General features: G+C 61.6%; 16 protein-coding genes. 14 read left to right on the plus strand and 2 right to left on the minus strand.

The features are described 5' to 3' along the window. Positions 1–176: 176 nt before the first annotated feature. Complete coding sequence (locus tag GPK39_RS03695) at positions 177–1,940, minus strand: coiled-coil domain-containing protein (RefSeq protein WP_215673880.1); 1,764 nt, start codon at positions 1,938–1,940, stop codon at positions 177–179. Positions 1,941–2,234: 294 nt separating this feature from the next. Here GPK39_RS03695 and GPK39_RS03700 point away from each other — a divergent pair, with 294 nt between their 5' ends. From GPK39_RS03700 to GPK39_RS03720, 5 genes are all read left to right on the plus strand, one after another. Continuing rightward, entirely contained in the window at positions 2,235–3,035 is an 801-nt protein-coding gene (locus GPK39_RS03700; RefSeq protein ID WP_195544915.1) for an SDR family NAD(P)-dependent oxidoreductase, read from the plus strand. Between the two features lie 422 nt (positions 3,036–3,457). Continuing rightward, on the plus strand, positions 3,458–4,597 hold the full coding sequence (tgt, locus tag GPK39_RS03705) for a tRNA guanosine(34) transglycosylase Tgt (RefSeq protein ID WP_055285790.1): 1,140 nt from the start codon (positions 3,458–3,460) through the stop codon (positions 4,595–4,597). A 213-nt stretch (positions 4,598–4,810) separates the two neighbouring features. Beyond that, a complete protein-coding gene (locus GPK39_RS03710) occupies positions 4,811–5,569 on the plus strand; it encodes an LOG family protein (protein ID WP_215673882.1) in 759 nt (252 codons plus the stop codon). A 113-nt stretch (positions 5,570–5,682) separates the two neighbouring features. Then, a complete protein-coding gene (locus tag GPK39_RS03715) occupies positions 5,683–5,982 on the plus strand; it encodes a type II toxin-antitoxin system RelB/DinJ family antitoxin (protein WP_215673884.1) in 300 nt (99 codons plus the stop codon). Positions 5,983–5,984: 2 nt separating this feature from the next. Further along, positions 5,985–6,293 carry a type II toxin-antitoxin system RelE/ParE family toxin gene (locus GPK39_RS03720; protein ID WP_035137310.1) on the plus strand — a complete coding sequence of 103 codons (309 nt, stop codon included), beginning with the start codon at positions 5,985–5,987 and terminating at the stop codon, positions 6,291–6,293. A 93-nt stretch (positions 6,294–6,386) separates the two neighbouring features. On the opposite strand, the gene GPK39_RS03725 is transcribed toward GPK39_RS03720, so the two are convergent. Continuing rightward, positions 6,387–7,247 carry a DegV family protein gene (locus GPK39_RS03725; protein ID WP_215673886.1) on the minus strand — a complete coding sequence of 287 codons (861 nt, stop codon included), beginning with the start codon at positions 7,245–7,247 and terminating at the stop codon, positions 6,387–6,389. A 156-nt stretch (positions 7,248–7,403) separates the two neighbouring features. Between GPK39_RS03725 and GPK39_RS03730 the strand changes: the two genes are divergently transcribed. The 9 genes from GPK39_RS03730 (at position 7,404) to GPK39_RS03770 (ending at position 17,096) form a co-directional block, all read left to right on the plus strand. Next, entirely contained in the window at positions 7,404–8,066 is a 663-nt protein-coding gene (locus GPK39_RS03730) for an HAD hydrolase-like protein (protein WP_252204650.1), read from the plus strand. 55 nt (positions 8,067–8,121) lie between these two features. Beyond that, positions 8,122–9,558 carry a M20 family metallopeptidase gene (locus GPK39_RS03735; RefSeq protein ID WP_215673888.1) on the plus strand — a complete coding sequence of 479 codons (1,437 nt, stop codon included), beginning with the start codon at positions 8,122–8,124 and terminating at the stop codon, positions 9,556–9,558. A 432-nt stretch (positions 9,559–9,990) separates the two neighbouring features. Further along, entirely contained in the window at positions 9,991–10,929 is a 939-nt protein-coding gene (locus GPK39_RS03740) for a phosphate ABC transporter substrate-binding protein (RefSeq protein WP_215673890.1), read from the plus strand. A 26-nt stretch (positions 10,930–10,955) separates the two neighbouring features. Then, positions 10,956–11,864 carry a phosphate ABC transporter permease subunit PstC gene (pstC, locus tag GPK39_RS03745; protein ID WP_117735919.1) on the plus strand — a complete coding sequence of 303 codons (909 nt, stop codon included), beginning with the start codon at positions 10,956–10,958 and terminating at the stop codon, positions 11,862–11,864. Continuing rightward, a complete protein-coding gene (gene pstA, locus GPK39_RS03750; protein ID WP_215673892.1) occupies positions 11,857–12,783 on the plus strand; it encodes a phosphate ABC transporter permease PstA in 927 nt (308 codons plus the stop codon). Before pstC ends, pstA begins: the two co-directional genes overlap by 8 nt. Beyond that, positions 12,780–13,652 carry a phosphate ABC transporter ATP-binding protein PstB gene (gene pstB / locus GPK39_RS03755; protein ID WP_215673894.1) on the plus strand — a complete coding sequence of 291 codons (873 nt, stop codon included), beginning with the start codon at positions 12,780–12,782 and terminating at the stop codon, positions 13,650–13,652. Before pstA ends, pstB begins: the two co-directional genes overlap by 4 nt. 204 nt (positions 13,653–13,856) lie before the next feature. Beyond that, entirely contained in the window at positions 13,857–15,716 is a 1,860-nt protein-coding gene (locus tag GPK39_RS03760; RefSeq protein WP_215673896.1) for an ABC-F family ATP-binding cassette domain-containing protein, read from the plus strand. 6 nt (positions 15,717–15,722) lie between these two features. Continuing rightward, positions 15,723–16,493, plus strand: a complete 771-nt coding sequence (locus GPK39_RS03765; protein WP_215673898.1) for a Cof-type HAD-IIB family hydrolase — start codon at positions 15,723–15,725, stop codon at positions 16,491–16,493. A gap of 213 nt (positions 16,494–16,706) precedes the next feature. Further along, on the plus strand, positions 16,707–17,096 hold the full coding sequence (locus GPK39_RS03770) for a metal-dependent transcriptional regulator (protein ID WP_215673900.1): 390 nt from the start codon (positions 16,707–16,709) through the stop codon (positions 17,094–17,096). Positions 17,097–17,280 lie beyond the last annotated feature (184 nt).

Genomic DNA, 17,280 nt, shown 5'->3' on the forward strand with positions numbered 1-17,280 from the left:
ACATTGTCGCAGCCCCGACCCGCGGTCACGAGCGGGGGCTCCTGTCGTTTCCGTGCCCTCGGATTGGGTCATAGTGTCTGACTTTGCCAAGGCATCGGCGCCGCCGTTGTTGGTACTTGGGGACGTTCCTTATGTGCCGGCACCTGGGGACACTCCTTGTAGTCTTTGGGGAGTGGTTACTTGCTCGCGAACAGCCAGACTAGGATGATCACCAGGATTGCAGCGACGATGCAGACGATGGCGCCGGTGAATTTGATGCGTGAGTCGCGGGTACGCTCGCGCACCGCGTCCTCGGTGGCCTCGAGCTGGGCGACTTCTCGCTCGGTCTCGGCGTGTTCGGCTTTGTCTCGGGCCAAGGACCCTGCAAGCGACTCAGTGATCTCTGGGTGGTCGTGTACCTCGGTCGCCTGTTCGATAATCGACTGCGCATGCGCGGCATCTGCTTGGGCGTTGGCGATGCTCTGCTCTTGGTCGCGGCGTGCCTTGTCCTCGGCAGCGATCTTCTCGCGCAGTTCGCGCTGGCGCGTCGCGGCGGCAGTCTTCGCCGTCTGCAGCTCGTCGCGCGCGGCATCAGCCTCAGTCGTCACGGCTTGGTGCGCGCGTTTGGCTTCGGCAATGGGGGCTTGAGCCTGCTCGACGGCCTGCTCGGCTGCGGCAAGCGAGTGCTCAAGGTCGGCGGTGATGCGCGGGACATCTTCTTCGGCTTTACGCAGGGCATCTGCCGTGTCGGAGATCTGCATCGAGAGCTCGCTGGTGCGCACCGTATAGTTGGCGGGATTTGCCGAGGGATTGCGTTGCAGCTCGGCATACTCATGACGCAGCGTCTCGAGCTGGGCGCGCGTGGCGTCGACGGTTTGTTGTGCGGCGGCAATGCCGGCGTCTCGCTCGGCCTTCACCTTGTCGCGGATGCGCTTGGAATCCTCAAGACGTCGAACGAGGCGGTTGCCGGTCTCGCGAGAGCTCGCCTCGCGGGCCTCCACGGCGTCGAGCGCGGCCTTCAGGCGGAGCTCAGTCGCGTCATCCTCTGTCTTCATTTGTTCGAACTGACCCTTGAGCTCTGTCGCTTTGGCGGCGTGGGCATCACGGTCAATCTCGGCGGCCGCTGCAGTCTTTTGGGCCGTGGCAATCGCCTGGCGCTGGTCGGCGACGATCTGGTCGTAGCGGCCTGCGATATCCTGGCGCGTCTCGAGTTCCTCGGCCTGATCGGCAATGCGCTGCTCAAGTTCGGCCAGGTGGGCGCGGGCATCGGCAAGTGCCTTTTTCGCGGCGTTCATCTCGCGCATGGCCGAGGCGCCCTGGGCAATAAAGGTGCCCACAGCGTTCGCGGTGTTCGAGACAGCGGTCCCCAGATCGCGGTTCGCGGCAGGGGAGTGCGAGGCGGTCGGGCGAGCGGTGTCAGCAGCATCCGCATCGGCAGCCTGCGGCACGGAGATGTTGCCGGTGCCGCCCTCGACCACAGAAAAGCCTGCTGCGTGCGGGTCGACCGCATCGGCGCCAATCGTGGGGTGCTCGAGCTGCAGAAACGAGGGCATGGTGCTGCCCTGGTCGGCAACCGGAGTCTCGCCGGGTACAAAGGTCGAGGCCGCCTCGGCAGCCTCCTCTTCCTCGGCGTCAACGTCAGCGTCGGCCACGGCGTCTTTCATCGCTTTGACGGCATCCATCATGGAGTCCATGACGGCGTCGAGCTCTTCTTCCGAAGAGACCTCGATGGGGCCCGCTGCTTGCGGGACGTCGTCCTGTACAGGGGCGTCGTCCTGAGCGGGCGCATCGTCGTTTTGCTCATCGGCGTTTTCTGCGGCAGGGGTTTCCGCCGTAGCGCTTTCGTCCAAGATGGGGTCGTCGATGTCGATACCATCGCAGGTTACAACGTCAGTATCTGCGATGACGTCTGCGGAATCATCAATATGCTGTTGAGTCTGGGGGTCCAGCTCGTCTGTCATAGGCATGTGCTCCTCATCGTTGTTTGTCACCCTATGATAAAGTTTCGCGCCGACATCCCACGCGCCGCAGCAAAGTTTCAAAACGTGTTCGATGGCTCGATTTGATAACAATAACTCGGCCGTTTTATCCAGTTTGTACTTGACAATCCCTTCGCCGAACGACGTGGTGCCGTTCGCCTACCGCGGTCTTTTATTTTCGCTTGAACACGCTAAAGTTGCATCTCAGCTTTTGGCGCGTGAAGTTGGATACGCGCAGTCGGCGGGCGTGCCCGTCGCGATTTGAAAGGACTTTGTATGGGACTTTTCACTGGTAAGACCGTGATCGTCACCGGCGGCGGCAAGGCCACGCTTAAGGACGGCTCCGCTGGTTCCATCGGCTACGGCATCGATATCGCATTTGCCAAGGAGGGCGCGAACCTCGTCATCACCGGCCGCAACGTCGCCAAGCTCGAGGCTGCCAAGGAATCCCTCGAGGCCGAGCACGGCGTCAAGGTTCTGCCTGTTCAGGCCGATGTCTCGGCTGGCCAGGACAACGAGGCCGTCGTCCAGAACGTCATCGACAAGGCCATTGAGGAGTTCGGCCGCATCGACGCCGTCGTCAACAATGCTCAGGCCAGCGCCTCGGGCGTGACCATCGCCGATCACACCATGGACCAGTTTAACCTGGCCATTTACTCCGGTCTGTATGCTACCTATCTGTACATGCAGAAGGCCTATCCGCACCTGAAGGAGACCAAGGGCTCCGTGGTCAACTTTGCCTCGGGCGCCGGCCTGTTTGGCAACTATGGCCAGTGCAGCTATGCTGCCGCCAAGGAGGGCATCCGCGGCCTGACCCGCGTTGCCGCCAACGAGTGGGGCAAGGACGGCATCAACGTCAATATCGTTTGCCCGCTTGCTTGGACCGCTGCGCTCGAGAACTTCCAAGATGCCTATCCCGAGGCGTTCAAGGCCAACGTCCACATGCCGCCGGCGGGTCACTACGGCGACGTCGAGAAGGAAATCGGCCGCGTTGTCGTTCAGCTCTGCGGTCCCGACTTTAAGTACATGAACGGCGAGACCGTCACCCTCGAGGGTGGTATGGGCCAGCGGCCGTAGGGTTACGCGGTTTTTCCAAACCGCGTAACGGCTCGACGCTGCGCGGTCACCAGGGCGACAACTTGTCATTCAAAGAGGGCGGCATGACCAGAAGGTCTATGCCGCCCTCTTTTCATGCCAATTTGTTCGCCCTGGCGACCGCTCGCTGACGTCGCCAGAGCATCGGCGTTGCCTTGGCTGTTGGAGATGATCTCGTAGTCGTTGGGGACGTTCTTAAATGACTAGTCATAAGGGACACTCTTGCCGGCACTTGGGGACAGTCCCTAAGTGCCGGCAGATTGGGACACTCCTTTGCAAGATGGCGCTGAAGATTGTCCTCGACGACTAGTCGTTTAATGCATCAGTTTCTGTCGAGTCGGTGCGGTTTGCTGGTTGCCCGTATAATGGTTTGCGTATGAACCGCAACCAAGGAGTTCCAGTTTATGGACCAGAGCCTTTTTAAATTCGATCTGATCGCCGAGGACCCGACGACGCATGCGCGTGCCGGCGTGCTGCACACCCCGCACGGCGACATCGAGACGCCGATCTTTATGCCCGTGGGCACCAAGGCAAACGTCAAGGGCATTCCTACCGAGACCGTCAAACAGCTCGGCGCCCAGATCGTGCTTGCCAATACCTATCACCTGTCCATGCGTCCCGGCGAGGACACTATCGCCGAGCTGGGCGGCCTGCACAAGTTTATGAACTGGCACGGTCCTATCCTCACCGACTCGGGCGGTTTCCAGGTGTTCAGCCACAACGACGCGGTCAAGCTCACCGATGAGGGCGTGCGCTTTATCGTCAACGATTACGACGGCCGCCACGTGTTCTGGACGCCCGAGGACAACATGGAAATCGCCATGAAACTCGGCTCCGACATCTGCATGCAGCTGGACCAGTGCCCGGGCTATCCCGCCACGCGCGCCTACGTTGAGCGCGCCGTTGAGCTGTCGAGTATGTGGGCCGAGCGCTGCTATAAGGCGCATACCCGCGACGACCAGGCGCTCTTTGGCATTGTTCAGGGCGGCATGCACCTAGATCTGCGCCTGCGCTCGCTGCGCCATTTGGAGGAGTGCGGCGACTTCCCCGGTTACGGCATCGGCGGCTACTCGGTGGGCGAGGACCACGAGACCATGTTCGAGACCCTGGCACCGCTCGTAAGCGAGTACATGCCCAAGCACAAGCCGCGCTACCTGATGGGCGTCGGCAACCCCACCACCCTCGTGCGCGGTGTGGGCGTGGGCATCGACATGTTCGACTGCGTGCTGCCGACGCGCACCGGCCGCATGGGCACAGCGTTCTCGAGCGAGGGTCGCCTCAACTTCCGCAACGCGCGTTTTGCGCACGACGACGGCCCCATCGATCCCACCTGCACCTGCCCGGTGTGCACGGGCGGCTACAGCCGCGCGCTCATTCGCCACATGGTTACGCAGAAGGAGATGCTCGGCGGCATTCTGCTGTCGATGCACAACATCTACTACCTGCTCAACCTTATGCAGCGTGCCCGCCAGGCCATTATCGAGGGCCGTTACGGTGCATTCGTGAGCGACTGGATGAACAGTCCTGCTGCGGTGGATTACTAAGGGCGACAGGCACGCTTGCAGAGCGTGGGCAACGGCAAAGGTTGAGCGGCAGCTGCTCGTCACATTCGCTGACGCCGGCTGCGCGACCGCTGACCGATGCCTTGCAAGCGCTTGATGCAACGTGGGTACCATACCGAATAGTTGATGTTCGGGCGGGTGTTTGGCGCATGGCGTCGACCCCGCCCGCTTTTCTTTTTCTCGATAGGAGTACCCATGATTAAGAATGAGAACGTCGAGGGCGAGCCTGCCTACGACGAGACGTACCGACGCGGTCCCGTGGTCATGCGCGGTCCCATGATTCCTAAGGACAACACCTACGCCAACCTGCTGGCGCCCGAGGAGTCGACCGACTGGTTGCATGCCGATCCGTGGCGCGTGCTGCGCATTCAGGCCGAGTTTGTCGATGGCTTCGGCGCGCTTGCCGAGCTTGGTCCTGCGGTGACCATCTTCGGTAGCGCCCGCACGCCCAAGACCGATCCGCTTTACAAGGCGGCGCGCACCGTCGGGCGCAAAATCGCCCAGCGCGGCGTGGCGGTTATCACCGGCGGTGGTCCCGGCATCATGGAGGCGGCCAACAGGGGAGCGGCGAGTGTCAACGGCAAGTCAGTTGGCCTGGGCATTGAATTGCCGCACGAGCAGGGGCTCAATAAATACGTGAACCTCGGCATGGACTTCCGTTACTTCTTTGTGCGCAAGACCATGTTCGTCAAATACAGCTCGGGTGCCATCGTGTTTCCCGGAGGTTTTGGTACGCTCGACGAAATGTTTGAGGTGCTCACGCTGGTGCAGACACACAAGGTCAAGCGCATGCCGCTCGTGCTGGTGGGCAGCGAGTACTGGCAGGGCCTGTTCGACTGGCTCAACGGCCCGGTGATGGACGCCGGTATGATCAGCCCGCTCGATCCCGAGCCCGTGCACATCACCGACGACCTCAACGAAGCCGTCGACATCGCCCTGAGCGGGCTGATGTAGATCAATCGTGCCCACGCGACATGAATACGCATGGCAATCTGATGTTATTTAACATCAGATTGCCATTTATATTGGGTATACTGGTGTAAAAGACGAGGGCGAGGAGGTCGCAAATGTCTGCAGCAACAGTTAAGCCTACGACGGTTCGAATCGAAGAGGGGCTCAAGGAGCAGGCGACTGAGTTCTTGGATTCGGTCGGCCTCAGCCTCAATTCCTATCTCAATCTTGCCGTTCGGCAGCTGGTAAATCAGCGAAAGATTCCTTTTGAGATTGTAGGAAGGGCGGAGGTGCCCAACGAGGCGACGAGGCGTGCCATGGTGATCGCCGAGGCTCATGAGTTGGGGATTTTGCCGGACGATAGCCCGTCATTCAATAACGCTGATGAGCTTATGTCATTCCTCGATGAGGAATAGCGATGTTCGAGATTAAAGTCGAGGCTCAATTTAAGGTGGACTACAAACGAACGATGCGCATGCATCCGCAGCTAAAAAGTGAGTTTAAAGCGGCGGTTGCAGAGCTTGTGGCTCATGGGTCACTTCCGGCGGAGTATGGCGCCCACGAGCTCTCAAACCCGGGCGGAAACTACAACGGCCACATCGATTTCCACCTATCCGATGGCTTGGTCGATGTGGTCGTTCTTTATCTTCCCCATAAGACTAACCCAATGATTAGGCTGGTGAGAATGGGCACTCATCAGGAGCTGTTTCAGGGTCCGCTGGGCTGATCGCCGATTTCCAAGTTGTGGTGGAATAGGGATTGATTGGCGGCTAATAAGCCAAAAACAGTCCCTATTCCACCGCAAGAGGTAAAGGTGCCCCTAGTGGATGGGCTGGTAGCGGGGGCAGTAGCTGATGGCGATGGCGTCGACGCCTACGTGGGTGGCGATGGTGCAGCCGATGGGGCCGGTGCCGGCGTCTACGTAGTCCTGACCCGCGAGCGCCTCGTTGACAAGTTCCTGCTCCTCGGCGGCGCCGGTCGTGAGCACGCGCACGCTTGAGCCCGGGTGCTCGTCCAAAAACGCGAGGCAATCTGCCATGGTGTTGGCGACGATGCGCTTGGCGCCGCGGCCCTTTTTGATTGCCTTGATCTCGCCCGATTTCCACTCCGGCGAAACGGCCAGGCGAATGTTGAGCATTTGCGTGAGCTGGCCGGCGAGCTTGGGCGCGCGGCCGTTCTTAACGAGATTCTCGAGCGTGCGGGGAATCAGCAGCAGGTGGGCGTCGGGCAGCGTCGCGCGGATCTGCGCCTCGGTCTCGTCCAGGCTGCGGCCATCTTCGCGCATGGCCCGCGCGTACTCCACCAGCAGGCCCTCGGCGCCCGAGCCAGTGCGCGAATCGATGCAGCGCACGTCGAGCTCGTGGGTCTCGGCGACCAGGCATGCGTTGGAATAGCAGGCGGACCATTCGCTGCACAGCGAGATAAAGATCGCGCTGTCGTGGCCGTCAGCACGCACGCGGTCAAAGAGTGCCTTGAACTCGCCGGCACTCGGCTGCGAGGTGTGCGGCAGCTGCTCGGAGCCGGCCATGCGCGCGACGTACTCCTGGGCGGTAATCTGTACCTGGTCGAGCAGGTCCTCGCCCTCGATAATCACATGCAGCGGAATCACGTAAATGCCGAGTTCTTGAGCGCGGGCGGGGGAGATGTCCGACGTGGAGTCGGTTATGATGGCAAAAGACATTATTGCACCTTTCGTTGGGGCGCTTGCGCGCCGCCTTCTTAGAGCAAAGTGCGACAAGTATAGTTGAGTTGCTCTACATTGCTAGGTTCAATTGTTGAATAGTCAACAGTTTGAAGTGACGGTGTGGAAATCATCAACTGGGGAAGAGGGATGCCGATGGCGGCATTACAGCTATGCGAGCGGCCGATTGTGTTGTTCGATTTTGACGGCACGGTGGCCTATACGGGTCGGGCGGTGATGACCTCGACGCGCAAGGCGTTGGCCGCGCGCGGGTTTTCGGAGGCGCAGATGGGTGACCTGCGCCGCATGATCGGGCCGCCCCTGTGGAAGAGCTTTCACGACTTTTATGGCTTTTCCCGCGAGGAGTCGCTTGTGGTGGCTGATGAGTACCGTGCCTTTTTTGATGAGCTGGGACCGGAAGAGTATCCCGTGTTCGATGGAATCCCCGAGCTGCTCGATGGCCTTGTCGCACAGGGGCATCGCTTGGCCGTGGCGACGTCACGCATGGAGGCAAAGTGCATTGACATGGTGGGCGAGCTGGGGCTTTCGCAGTTTGAGGCGGTTGTCGGCATGAACCCTCCGCAGGGGCGCGAGACCAAGGCCGATTCGGTTCGCGATGCTCTGACGGCGCTCAGCGCGACGGCGGACGATGCCGTGATGATCGGCGATCGCTTTAACGACGTCGAGGGCGCGCACGCGATGGGCGTGCCGTGCATCGGCATCTATTCAGGCGCGGCGGCGCCGGGCGAGCACGAGGCGGCGGGTGCCGATGCGGTGGTGCACTCGGTGGCCGAGCTTGCTAAACTTTTCGCTATCTAATAGACGTAATGTGAGGGGCGGGCGTACCCGTCGCTCATTGGTAAGGAGGTCGTCCATGAATCAGGTGGAGCAGAGCGTCGCTGAGTATGTCGACGAGGTCTGGGAGGATGTCGTCGCTGATATCGAGCAGCTGGTGAGCTATCCTTCCGTGGCAGTTTCTGCCGATGCGGAGCCCGGTGTGCCGTTTGGCCGCCCGGTCCGTGACGCGCTCGATTGCGCGCTCGGCATCGCGCAGAAGCTCGGCTATCAGACGAGCGACGACGAGGGCTATGCGGGAATCGCCGATATCCCGGGCCGCGGCGACAAGCAGCTCGCGACTATCTGCCACGTGGACGTGGTTCCCGCCGGCCCCGGCTGGAATACCGACCCGTTTGCGATGGAGCGTCGCGAGGGCTGGCTGCTCGGCCGCGGCGTGATCGACGACAAGGGCCCGGCGGTGCTGTCGCTCTACGCCGGCGCGTACCTGCTCAAGCACGGCATTGTGCCGCGCTATACCTTCCGTGCGCTGCTGGGCTGCGATGAGGAAGTGGGCATGTCCGACGTTCACCATTATCTGGAGAACCACGCGAACCCCGAGTTTCTGTTTACGCCCGATGCCGAGTTCCCGGTCTGCAATGCCGAGAAGGGCCAGTTTGGGGCGACGTTTGTGAGTCCCAAGATCGACGGCGGACGCATCGTATCGTGGAGCGGTGCCGAGGCGAGCAACGCCATTCCGTCGCAGTCTATCTGCGAGCTTGCGATTGCCGCCGATGAGCTGCCGGCACCCGCTGAGAATGCCGACCGCCTGGAGATCACCGCACTCGATAACGGGCATGCGCAGATTTTCGCCCACGGCATTGGCGGTCATGCCTCGATGCCCGAGGGAACGATCAATGCCGTCGGCCTGATCGTGGCGTATCTGCGTGAGGCCGAGGACGCGTTTGGTGCGCGCGACGAGCGCCTGCTGACGCCTGCCGAGCACGAGTTTGTCAAGTTCCTGGCCTTTGTGCATGCGGATGCCTATGGCCGCGGCCTGGGTATCGATGCGACGAGTCCGGCGTTTGGCCCGCTCACCTGCAACCCCAGCGTCATCCACGTGGTGGATGGCTACATTGAGCAGGTCATCGACGTGCGCTTCCCCGATAGCACCAGTGCCGATACCATCTGCGAGCAGCTCGAGCCGCTCGTGGGCCGCTTTGACGTGACGTGTCGTGTGGGTCGTGCAAAGGTGCCGTTCTCGGTGTCTGCCGACGATCCGGCCGTGAAGGCGCTTATCGATACCTATAACGAGTTTACGGGCAAGCATGCCGAGCCCTTTGCCATGGGCGGCGGCACGTACGCGCGCAACTTTGCCCGCGCCGTATCGTTTGGCCCCGAGGAGACCGGCCTGGAGCTGCCCGCATGGGGCGGCCAGATGCACGGCCCCAACGAGTGCGCCAACGAAGAACAGCTTAAGCAAGCGCTCAAGATTTACATCGTGGCAATCCTGCGCTTGAACGAACTCGAACTATAGTTACGCGGTTTTACCAAACCGCGTAACCAGTCGACGCTACAAGCCCGCCAGAGCGGCAATCTGCCTTTCAACTTCGGTGGCATGATCAAAAGATCAATGCCACCTTGTTTCAAGGCACCTTGCTCGCTCTGGCGGGCTTTCGCTGTCGTCGCCAAAACATCGGCGTTGCTGGGGTAGTCATTGGGGACGTTCTAAAATGACTAGTCAAACAAGAACGTCCCCAATGACTACTTTGCTCTGGTGTAAAAGGTGCGCCATGTTCGGCGCTGGATTGTTATCCGTTTGTAAAGGCTGGGCAGAGCTTGCGGTAAGGGTCTATCAATAGCCCGTAAGAAACCGCAGTTGGCGCGGGCACTGCCCGATCGAGGCCGTATCTTTCCAAACAGCAAAGCGGGCAGGGTGCCCGCGATTCGCATGTATGAAAGGAAGATCATGCTCGATCAGGCTTATTCTCGTCGTCAGTTCCTCGGCCTTGCTGGTGGTCTTGCCAGCATCGTCGGTCTCGGTCTCGTTGGCTGCGGCGGCGCAGGCGCATCCGACGCCGCCGACAAGGGTAGCGCCGCTGCTGCCGAGTCCGTCTCCGGCGAGGTGACCTACGACGGTGCCTCCTCGTTCCAGGCTCTCGTCGAGGCCGCTGCCGAGAAGTTCATGGATGCCAACCCCGACGTCTCCGTCTCCGGCTCGGGCAACGGTTCGGGCAAAGGTCTGACCGCTGTTGCCGCCGGCACCGTCACCATCGGTAACTCCGACGTCTTCGCCGAGACCAAGCTCGAGGCCGACCAGGTCAAGAACCTCGTCGACCACGAGGTCGCCGTCGTGGGCATGGGTCCCGTCGTCTCTAAGAACGTGAAGGTCGACGACCTGTCCCTCGAGCAGCTCAAGGGCATCTTCTCCGGCCAGATCACCAACTGGAAGGAGGTCGGCGGCGACGACGCCAAGATCGTCGTTCTCAACCGCAAGGCCGGTTCCGGTACCCGCGCCACCTTCGAGGCTGCCGTCTTTGGCGACGAGGCCGTCGACTTTAAGGGCGACGCCGAGCTCGACAAGTCCGGCGATGTCCAGACTCAGATGGGCAGTACCGACAACGCCATCTCCTACCTGGACTTCTCGCACTTCGATGACTCCAAGTTCAACGCCATCAAGGTCGAGGGTGTGGAGCCCAAGAGTGCAAACGTCACCGACGACTCCTTTAAGATCTGGGCTACCGAGCACATGTACTGCTCCAAGGACGCCGACGAGGCCACCAAGGCCTTCCTGGAGTTCATGCTCTCCGACGACGTCCAGGGCAAGCTCGTCGAGGAGCAGGGCTTTATCCCCGTCTCTGCCATGAAGGTCGTCAAGGACGCCAGCGGCAAGGTCTCCGCTAAATAAATAATCGCCCCCCGGAAAGGTTTGCAATGGCAAAACAGCTGCCAAAACGCGACCTTGAGAACGTGGGCCTGGGCGTCACGGGTGCGTGCGTTGCGCTCGTGACGCTTGTCGTTGCCGCGCTCATCTTTATGGTCGCCCAAAAGGGCCTCTCGGCTTTTCTCAAGGACGGCGTCTCGGTCGTCGAGTTCTTTACCGGCACCAAGTGGGACCTGGCCAACACGGCCGAAAACGGCCTACCTTATACCGGCGCCCTGCCCCTGATCGTCACCTCGTTTGCGGTCATGGTGCTCTCCACACTTATCGCGCTGCCCATCGCCATCGGCTCTGCCATCTTTGCGGTCGAGATCCAACCCAAATTTGGCTCCAAGGTCTTTCAACCGCTTATTGAGCTTTTGACCGGCATTCCCTCGGTCGTCTTTGGCCTGATTGGCTTTCACGTGGTCGTCGGCCTTATGAAGAGCGTTTTCCACGTGAGTACGGGTCTGGGCATCTTGCCCGGCGCCATCGTGCTGGCCGTCATGATCCTGCCGACTATGACCACGCTTTCGGTCGATGGCCTGCGTGCCGTGCCCGACAGCTACCGTCAGGGCTCGCTCGCGCTGGGCTACACCCGCTGGCAGACCATCTGGCACGTGGTGCTCAAGTCTGCCATGCCGTCGCTCATGACCGCGGTCATCCTTGGCATGACCCGCGCCTTTGGCGAGACGCTCGCCGTGCGCATGGTTATCGGCGGTATCGAGGCCATGCCGACGTCGCTGCTGTCGCCGGCGTCCACCATCACCACCACGCTCACCACGTCCATGGCGGTCTATGCCGAGGGCTCGGCCCAGGACGATGTTCTGTGGGCGCTCGGTCTGCTGCTGATGGGCATGAGTCTCATCTTCATCCTGATCATCCACCTTATCGGCCGCAAGGGGGCGAAGGCTCGTGGCTAGCACGCGTATCCACATCGACGAGGCGAGGCTCGGGCGTGTCCAAAAGCAGGACCGCTTCGCCACGGGCGTGTTGACGGCGATCGTCGCCATCGTCATGCTCATCGTCGTCTCCATGGTGGCCTATATCCTGTTCGAGGGCATCTCGACGCTGTTCCAGCCGGGCTTTCTCACGGAGCCGTCGCGCGCCAACGGAACGCAGGGCGGCGTGCTCTACCAGCTATTCGACTCGTTCTACCTGCTGCTGATCACCCTGATCATCTCGGTGCCCATCAGCCTGGGTGGCGCAGTCTTTTTGGTTGAGTACGCACCCGACGGACCCGTCCGCGACATTGCCTCCACCGCCATCGAGACGCTGTCCTCGCTGCCTTCCATCGTTGTCGGCATGTTCGGTTTTCTGGTGTTCTCGGTGCAGCTGGGCTGGAAGTACTCCATCATCTCCGGCGCCGTCGCGCTCACCATGTTCAATATCCCCATTCTGGTGCGCGTGATCCAGCAGGCGCTCGAGGACGTGCCGCAGGCCCAGCGCGATGCGTGCCTGGCCATGGGCCTCACCCGCTGGGAGGCCACGCTGCACATCCTGATTCCCGAGGCCATGCCCGCTATCGTGACCGGCATCGTGCTTTCGGCCGGCCGCGTCTTTGGCGAGGCCGCGGCGCTGCTCTTTACCTCGGGCATGAGCTCGCCGGTTCGCCTCAACTTCTTGAGCCTTAACCTGTCGAGCCCTACTTGCGCCTGGAACGTGTTCCGCCCCGGTGAGTCGCTCGCCGTGCATATCTACAAGATCTATGGCGAAGGCAGCCCCGAGGCCCAGCAGATCGTTTGGGGTACCGCGGCACTGCTGATGATTTGCGTGCTGCTGTTTAACGTAATCGCCCGCATTGTGGGCAAGCAACTGGCAAGGAAGATGACGGCCGAATGAGCGAGATGAATGTAACGCCCGCAACCGAAGCGGCATCGTCCGACACCCGGGACTTCCTGTCGAGCGTGGGGGAGAGCGAGAAGCGCGTGCGCGTGAGCGGCAAGGCCGTGAGCGACGAGGTCGTGCTCTCCACCAAGGACGTCAACGTGTACTATGGCGACCACCATGCACTGCACAATACGTCGCTCGACTTCCACAAGGGCGAGATCACGGCGCTCATTGGGCCTTCGGGCTGCGGTAAGTCGACCTTCTTGCGTAGCCTCAACCTCATGAATCGCGAGATTCGCGGCTGCCGCGTGGAGGGCGAGATCAACTATCGCGGGCGCAACGTGAACACCAAGACCGAAAACACCTACGAGCTGCGCCGTTCCATTGGCATGGTGTTCCAGCAGCCCAACCCGTTCCGCAAGTCCATTCGCGACAACATCACGTTTGCGCCCAAGCGCCACGGCATCACCGACTGTGACGAGCTCGACCGCATGGTCGAGGAAAGCTTACGCGGCGCGGCGCTGTGGGACGAGGTCAAAGACAAGCTCGATAAGAGCGCCTATGCGCTTTCGGGCGGTCAGCAGCAGCGTCTGTGCATCGCGCGCACGCTGGCGCTCAACCCCGACGTGATTCTGTTCGACGAGCCCTGCTCGGCGCTCGACCCCATCTCGACGCTGGCGATCGAGGACCTCATGTCATCGATCGTGGCTGACCGCGCCATCGTCATCGTGACGCACAACATGGAGCAGGCGTCGCGCGTGTCCAACCGCACGGCGTTCTTCTACATGGGCGATATGGTCGAGTACGACGAGACCGACGAGATTTTCCAACGGCCCAAGGATAAGCGGCTGAATGATTACCTCATCGGCATGTTCTCCTAGTCCGGGACATGCTTGAGGCCCGCGGCGGCCACGGTTGCCGCGGGACTGATTGGAGAGGCGGGTCATCTCTTGTGGGAGATGGCCCGCCTTTTGCTCTGCGACCGAAACGACCACCACAAAGGGGACAGGCGCCTTCGTGGTGGTTTGGGGTGGGGCTCGCTGCTATCATGGACAACGTTGAATTTCTAAGAAGGAGCAGGGCATATGGCGATTCTTTTGGGATGCGATTCCGTCAGCCTAGAGTTTCCCACCAAGCATATTTTCGATAGCGTGACGCTCGGCGTGGGCGAGGGCGACCGCATTGGTATTGTCGGCAAAAACGGCGACGGCAAGTCGACGCTGCTGAGCGTGCTCGCCGGCACGCTGGAGCCCGACGACGGCCGCGTGACGCACCGTCGCGGCACCACGATTGGTCTGCTCGGCCAAAAGGACCAGCTTGTCGACACCGATACCGTGCATCATGCCGTTGTGGGCGACGCGCCTGAGTACGAGTGGGCGTCGAGCCCCCGCACGCGCCAGATTCTCGCCGGTCTTATTAGCGATGTGGCCTGGGAGGGCACGGTTGGCGAGCTTTCGGGCGGCCAGCGCCGTCGCGTGGACCTCGCGCGCCTGCTGATTGGTGACTACGACGTGCTCATGCTCGACGAGCCCACCAACCACCTGGACATGCGCACCATCAACTGGCTCGCGCGTCACCTTAAGGCCCGCTGGCAGCGCGGTCAGGGCGCCATGCTCGTGGTCACGCACGACCGCTGGTTCTTGGACGAGGTCTGCACCAGCATGTGGGAGGTCCACGACGGCCAGGTCGATCCCTTCGAGGGCGGCTATTCGGCCTACATCCTGCAGCGCGTAGAGCGCGACCGTATGGCCGCGGTTACCGAGGAGCGCCGTCGCAACATGGCGCGCAAGGAGCTCGCGTGGCTGAGCCGCGGTGCCCAGGCTCGTTCCACCAAGCCCAAGTTTCGCGTGGATGCCGCTCGTGAGCTGATCGCCGACGTGCCGCCCGTGCGTGACGAGCTGGAGCTCAAGCGCTTGGCCGTGAGCCGCTTGGGCAAGCAGGTTATCGATGTGGTCGACGTGGATGCCGGCTATGCCGATACCGACGGCGCGCCCAAGCAGGTGCTCACCGATGTGACCTGGCTCATTGGTGCGGGCGACCGCTATGGCCTTTTGGGCGAGAACGGCGCCGGTAAGTCGACGCTGCTCGACGTGATCCAGGGCAAGATTGAACCCACGCGCGGCCGCGTGAAGATTGGCCAGACAGTGCGCTTTGGCGTGCTGTCGCAGCAGCTCGAGGAGCTCAAGCCCTACATGGGCGACACGATCCGCGAGGTGCTCGGCAACTATAAGAAGTACTACGTCATCGACGGCAAGGAGACTTCGCCCGAGAAGCTCTGCGAGCGTCTGGGCTTTACGACGCAGCAGCTCTGGAGCCGCATCGGCGATCTTTCGGGCGGCCAGCGCCGTCGCCTGTCGCTGTTGCTGACGATTCTGGACGAGCCCAACGTGCTCATCCTGGACGAGCCGGGCAACGACCTGGATACCGACATGCTCGCGATTGTCGAGGACCTGCTGGACGGCTGGCCCGGCACGCTGATCCTGGTGACGCACGACCGCTTTTTGATGGAGCGCGTGACCGACCAGCAGTGGGCGCTGCTCGACGGCCACCTGACGCATATGCCCGGTGGCGTGGACCAGTACCTGCGCCTGTGCAACGCTACCGCCGAGGGCGAGCCCGTGGGCGCGCCGAGCGCCAAGACCGGCACGTTCGACACCGGTGCCGCGGCAGCTGCGGCCGAAAAGCCCAAGTCGAGCGGTCAGCCCAACGGCCTGTCCAACGCCGAGCGCCAGAAGCTCCGCCGCGAGGTGAGTTCGCTCGAGCGCAAGATGGAGACGCAGCGCACCCGCGTTGAGGAGGCCGAGGCAGCAATGGCCCAAGTCGATCCCACCAACTACACGGCGCTCGGCGAGCAGCAGGCAAAGATCGACGAGGCTCACGCTGCCATGGACGAGCTGGAGATGGCGTGGCTCGAGGCGAGCGAAAAGCTCGAGGGCGAGGAGTAGACGAGGATGATCAAAGCCGCGTTTTTCGATATCGACGGCACGCTGCTGAGCTTTAAGACCCACCGGATTCCGGCGTCGGCGCAGCAGGTGCTCGACAGCTTTCGCGAGCAGGGGATTGCGTGCGTAATTGCCACGGGTCGCCCGACCTACCAGATACCGGACTGGCTGTTCGACCTGGGTTGGGATGCGTACATTACGCTCTCGGGTCAGCACTGCTTTGATGCCGAGGGGGTTTACCGCAGCTGTCCGATCGATCCGGACGACGTTGCGGTGATCGTGGACCAGGTGGCGCAGGGGCGCTACGACTCGCTGTGCATGCAGGGCGAGAACTCGTTTGTGAACCGCCTGTCCGAGCGCGTGGTGACGGCTGGCAGCAACGCGGGAATCGTCTACCACGAGGAGCCGTTTGAGCACGCCTTTGACGCACCGGTCTACCAGTTCTGCGCCTTTGTGGACCCGGCCGACGAGCATGTCGTGACCGATGCCGTGTCGCATTCGCTCACCACGCGCTGGTGCGACCTGTTCTGCGACATTATTCCCGCTAACGGCGGCAAGGACCTGGGTGTGGCGGCGACGCTGGAGCGCCTGGATATCGACGCGAGCGAGGCGATCGCCTTTGGCGACGGCGAGAACGACCTATCGATGTTTTCCGCCGTGGGCACGAGCGTAGCCATGGGTAACGCACAGGGCACGGTGAAAGCTGCGGCGACCTATGTGACGACCGCCGTGGACGACGACGGGATCTACAACGCCGCGAAGCACTTTGGACTGTTATAGCTGCGGCTCGGCACTTAGGGACGTTCCTTTTCTGCCGGCGGCTGGGGACACTCCTTGCGCGTTGTGTATCGTGTCGCCTTGCCTGACCCGTACATTTTGTGAAACACGGTTAACTTTTTAAACAACGTAGTAAGACATGGGCAACTTTTGCGGTAAAGTAAATCAGGCAAAAGTATCCAAAGGCTAACTAGAAGCCATCGCGAAAGGCGGCCCATGGCCCTACGTGAATCCGGAGAAGACTATCTCGAATCGATCTATGTGCTCTCGGAGCGCCAGGGCATCGTTCGGTCGATTGACGTTGCCGAATACCTGGGCGTAACCAAGGCAAGCGTCTCTAAAGCCATGGCGGCCTTGGAGAGCAACGGCTACGTGGAGATGGGCAAACGCGATGTGCATCTGACGGAACGCGGTCTTGAGGTTGCCCGCCAAATGTGGGAGCGCCATTGCTTTTTTGTAGGGCTGCTCGAGGACGCAGGCGTAGCGCCTGAGGTTGCCTCGCAAGAGGGCTGCCACATGGAGCATTGCCTGAGCGAGGAGAGCTTTGAGAAGCTAAGGTCGATGCTGGGGAGGGATGGTGCTTCGGCGCCAACAACGACCGACTAGCGTTCCCGCAGCGGCGCGCCTCCCGCGCCAAAGGCGCGGGACAGCGACCGGGACCAGTAGCCCTACCAACTAAGTCCAACTCAGACAAGGAACCCCGCCAGCAAGCGATGCCCAAGAACCACCAGCAACGTCACCGCAGGCCGGGGCCGGGCTTGGTTTTGAAAACATTCCGCAGACCAGAAGT

The organism is Collinsella aerofaciens (assembly GCF_018785245.1).
GTDB classification, from domain to species: domain Bacteria; phylum Actinomycetota; class Coriobacteriia; order Coriobacteriales; family Coriobacteriaceae; genus Collinsella; species Collinsella aerofaciens_AD.

Coding starts and splice junctions, on each gene's coding strand:
- GPK39_RS03695 (WP_215673880.1), bottom strand. CDS start 1,940: ATGACAGACGAGCTGGACCCCCAGACTCAACAGCATATTGATGATTCC.
- GPK39_RS03700 (WP_195544915.1), top strand. CDS start 2,235: ATGGGACTTTTCACTGGTAAGACCGTGATCGTCACCGGCGGCGGCAAG.
- tgt (WP_055285790.1), top strand. CDS start 3,458: ATGGACCAGAGCCTTTTTAAATTCGATCTGATCGCCGAGGACCCGACG.
- GPK39_RS03710 (WP_215673882.1), top strand. CDS start 4,811: ATGATTAAGAATGAGAACGTCGAGGGCGAGCCTGCCTACGACGAGACG.
- GPK39_RS03715 (WP_215673884.1), top strand. CDS start 5,683: ATGTCTGCAGCAACAGTTAAGCCTACGACGGTTCGAATCGAAGAGGGG.
- GPK39_RS03720 (WP_035137310.1), top strand. CDS start 5,985: ATGTTCGAGATTAAAGTCGAGGCTCAATTTAAGGTGGACTACAAACGA.
- GPK39_RS03725 (WP_215673886.1), bottom strand. CDS start 7,247: ATGTCTTTTGCCATCATAACCGACTCCACGTCGGACATCTCCCCCGCC.
- GPK39_RS03730 (WP_252204650.1), top strand. CDS start 7,404: ATGGCGGCATTACAGCTATGCGAGCGGCCGATTGTGTTGTTCGATTTT.
- GPK39_RS03735 (WP_215673888.1), top strand. CDS start 8,122: ATGAATCAGGTGGAGCAGAGCGTCGCTGAGTATGTCGACGAGGTCTGG.
- GPK39_RS03740 (WP_215673890.1), top strand. CDS start 9,991: ATGCTCGATCAGGCTTATTCTCGTCGTCAGTTCCTCGGCCTTGCTGGT.
- pstC (WP_117735919.1), top strand. CDS start 10,956: ATGGCAAAACAGCTGCCAAAACGCGACCTTGAGAACGTGGGCCTGGGC.
- pstB (WP_215673894.1), top strand. CDS start 12,780: ATGAGCGAGATGAATGTAACGCCCGCAACCGAAGCGGCATCGTCCGAC.
- GPK39_RS03760 (WP_215673896.1), top strand. CDS start 13,857: ATGGCGATTCTTTTGGGATGCGATTCCGTCAGCCTAGAGTTTCCCACC.
- GPK39_RS03765 (WP_215673898.1), top strand. CDS start 15,723: ATGATCAAAGCCGCGTTTTTCGATATCGACGGCACGCTGCTGAGCTTT.
- GPK39_RS03770 (WP_215673900.1), top strand. CDS start 16,707: ATGGCCCTACGTGAATCCGGAGAAGACTATCTCGAATCGATCTATGTG.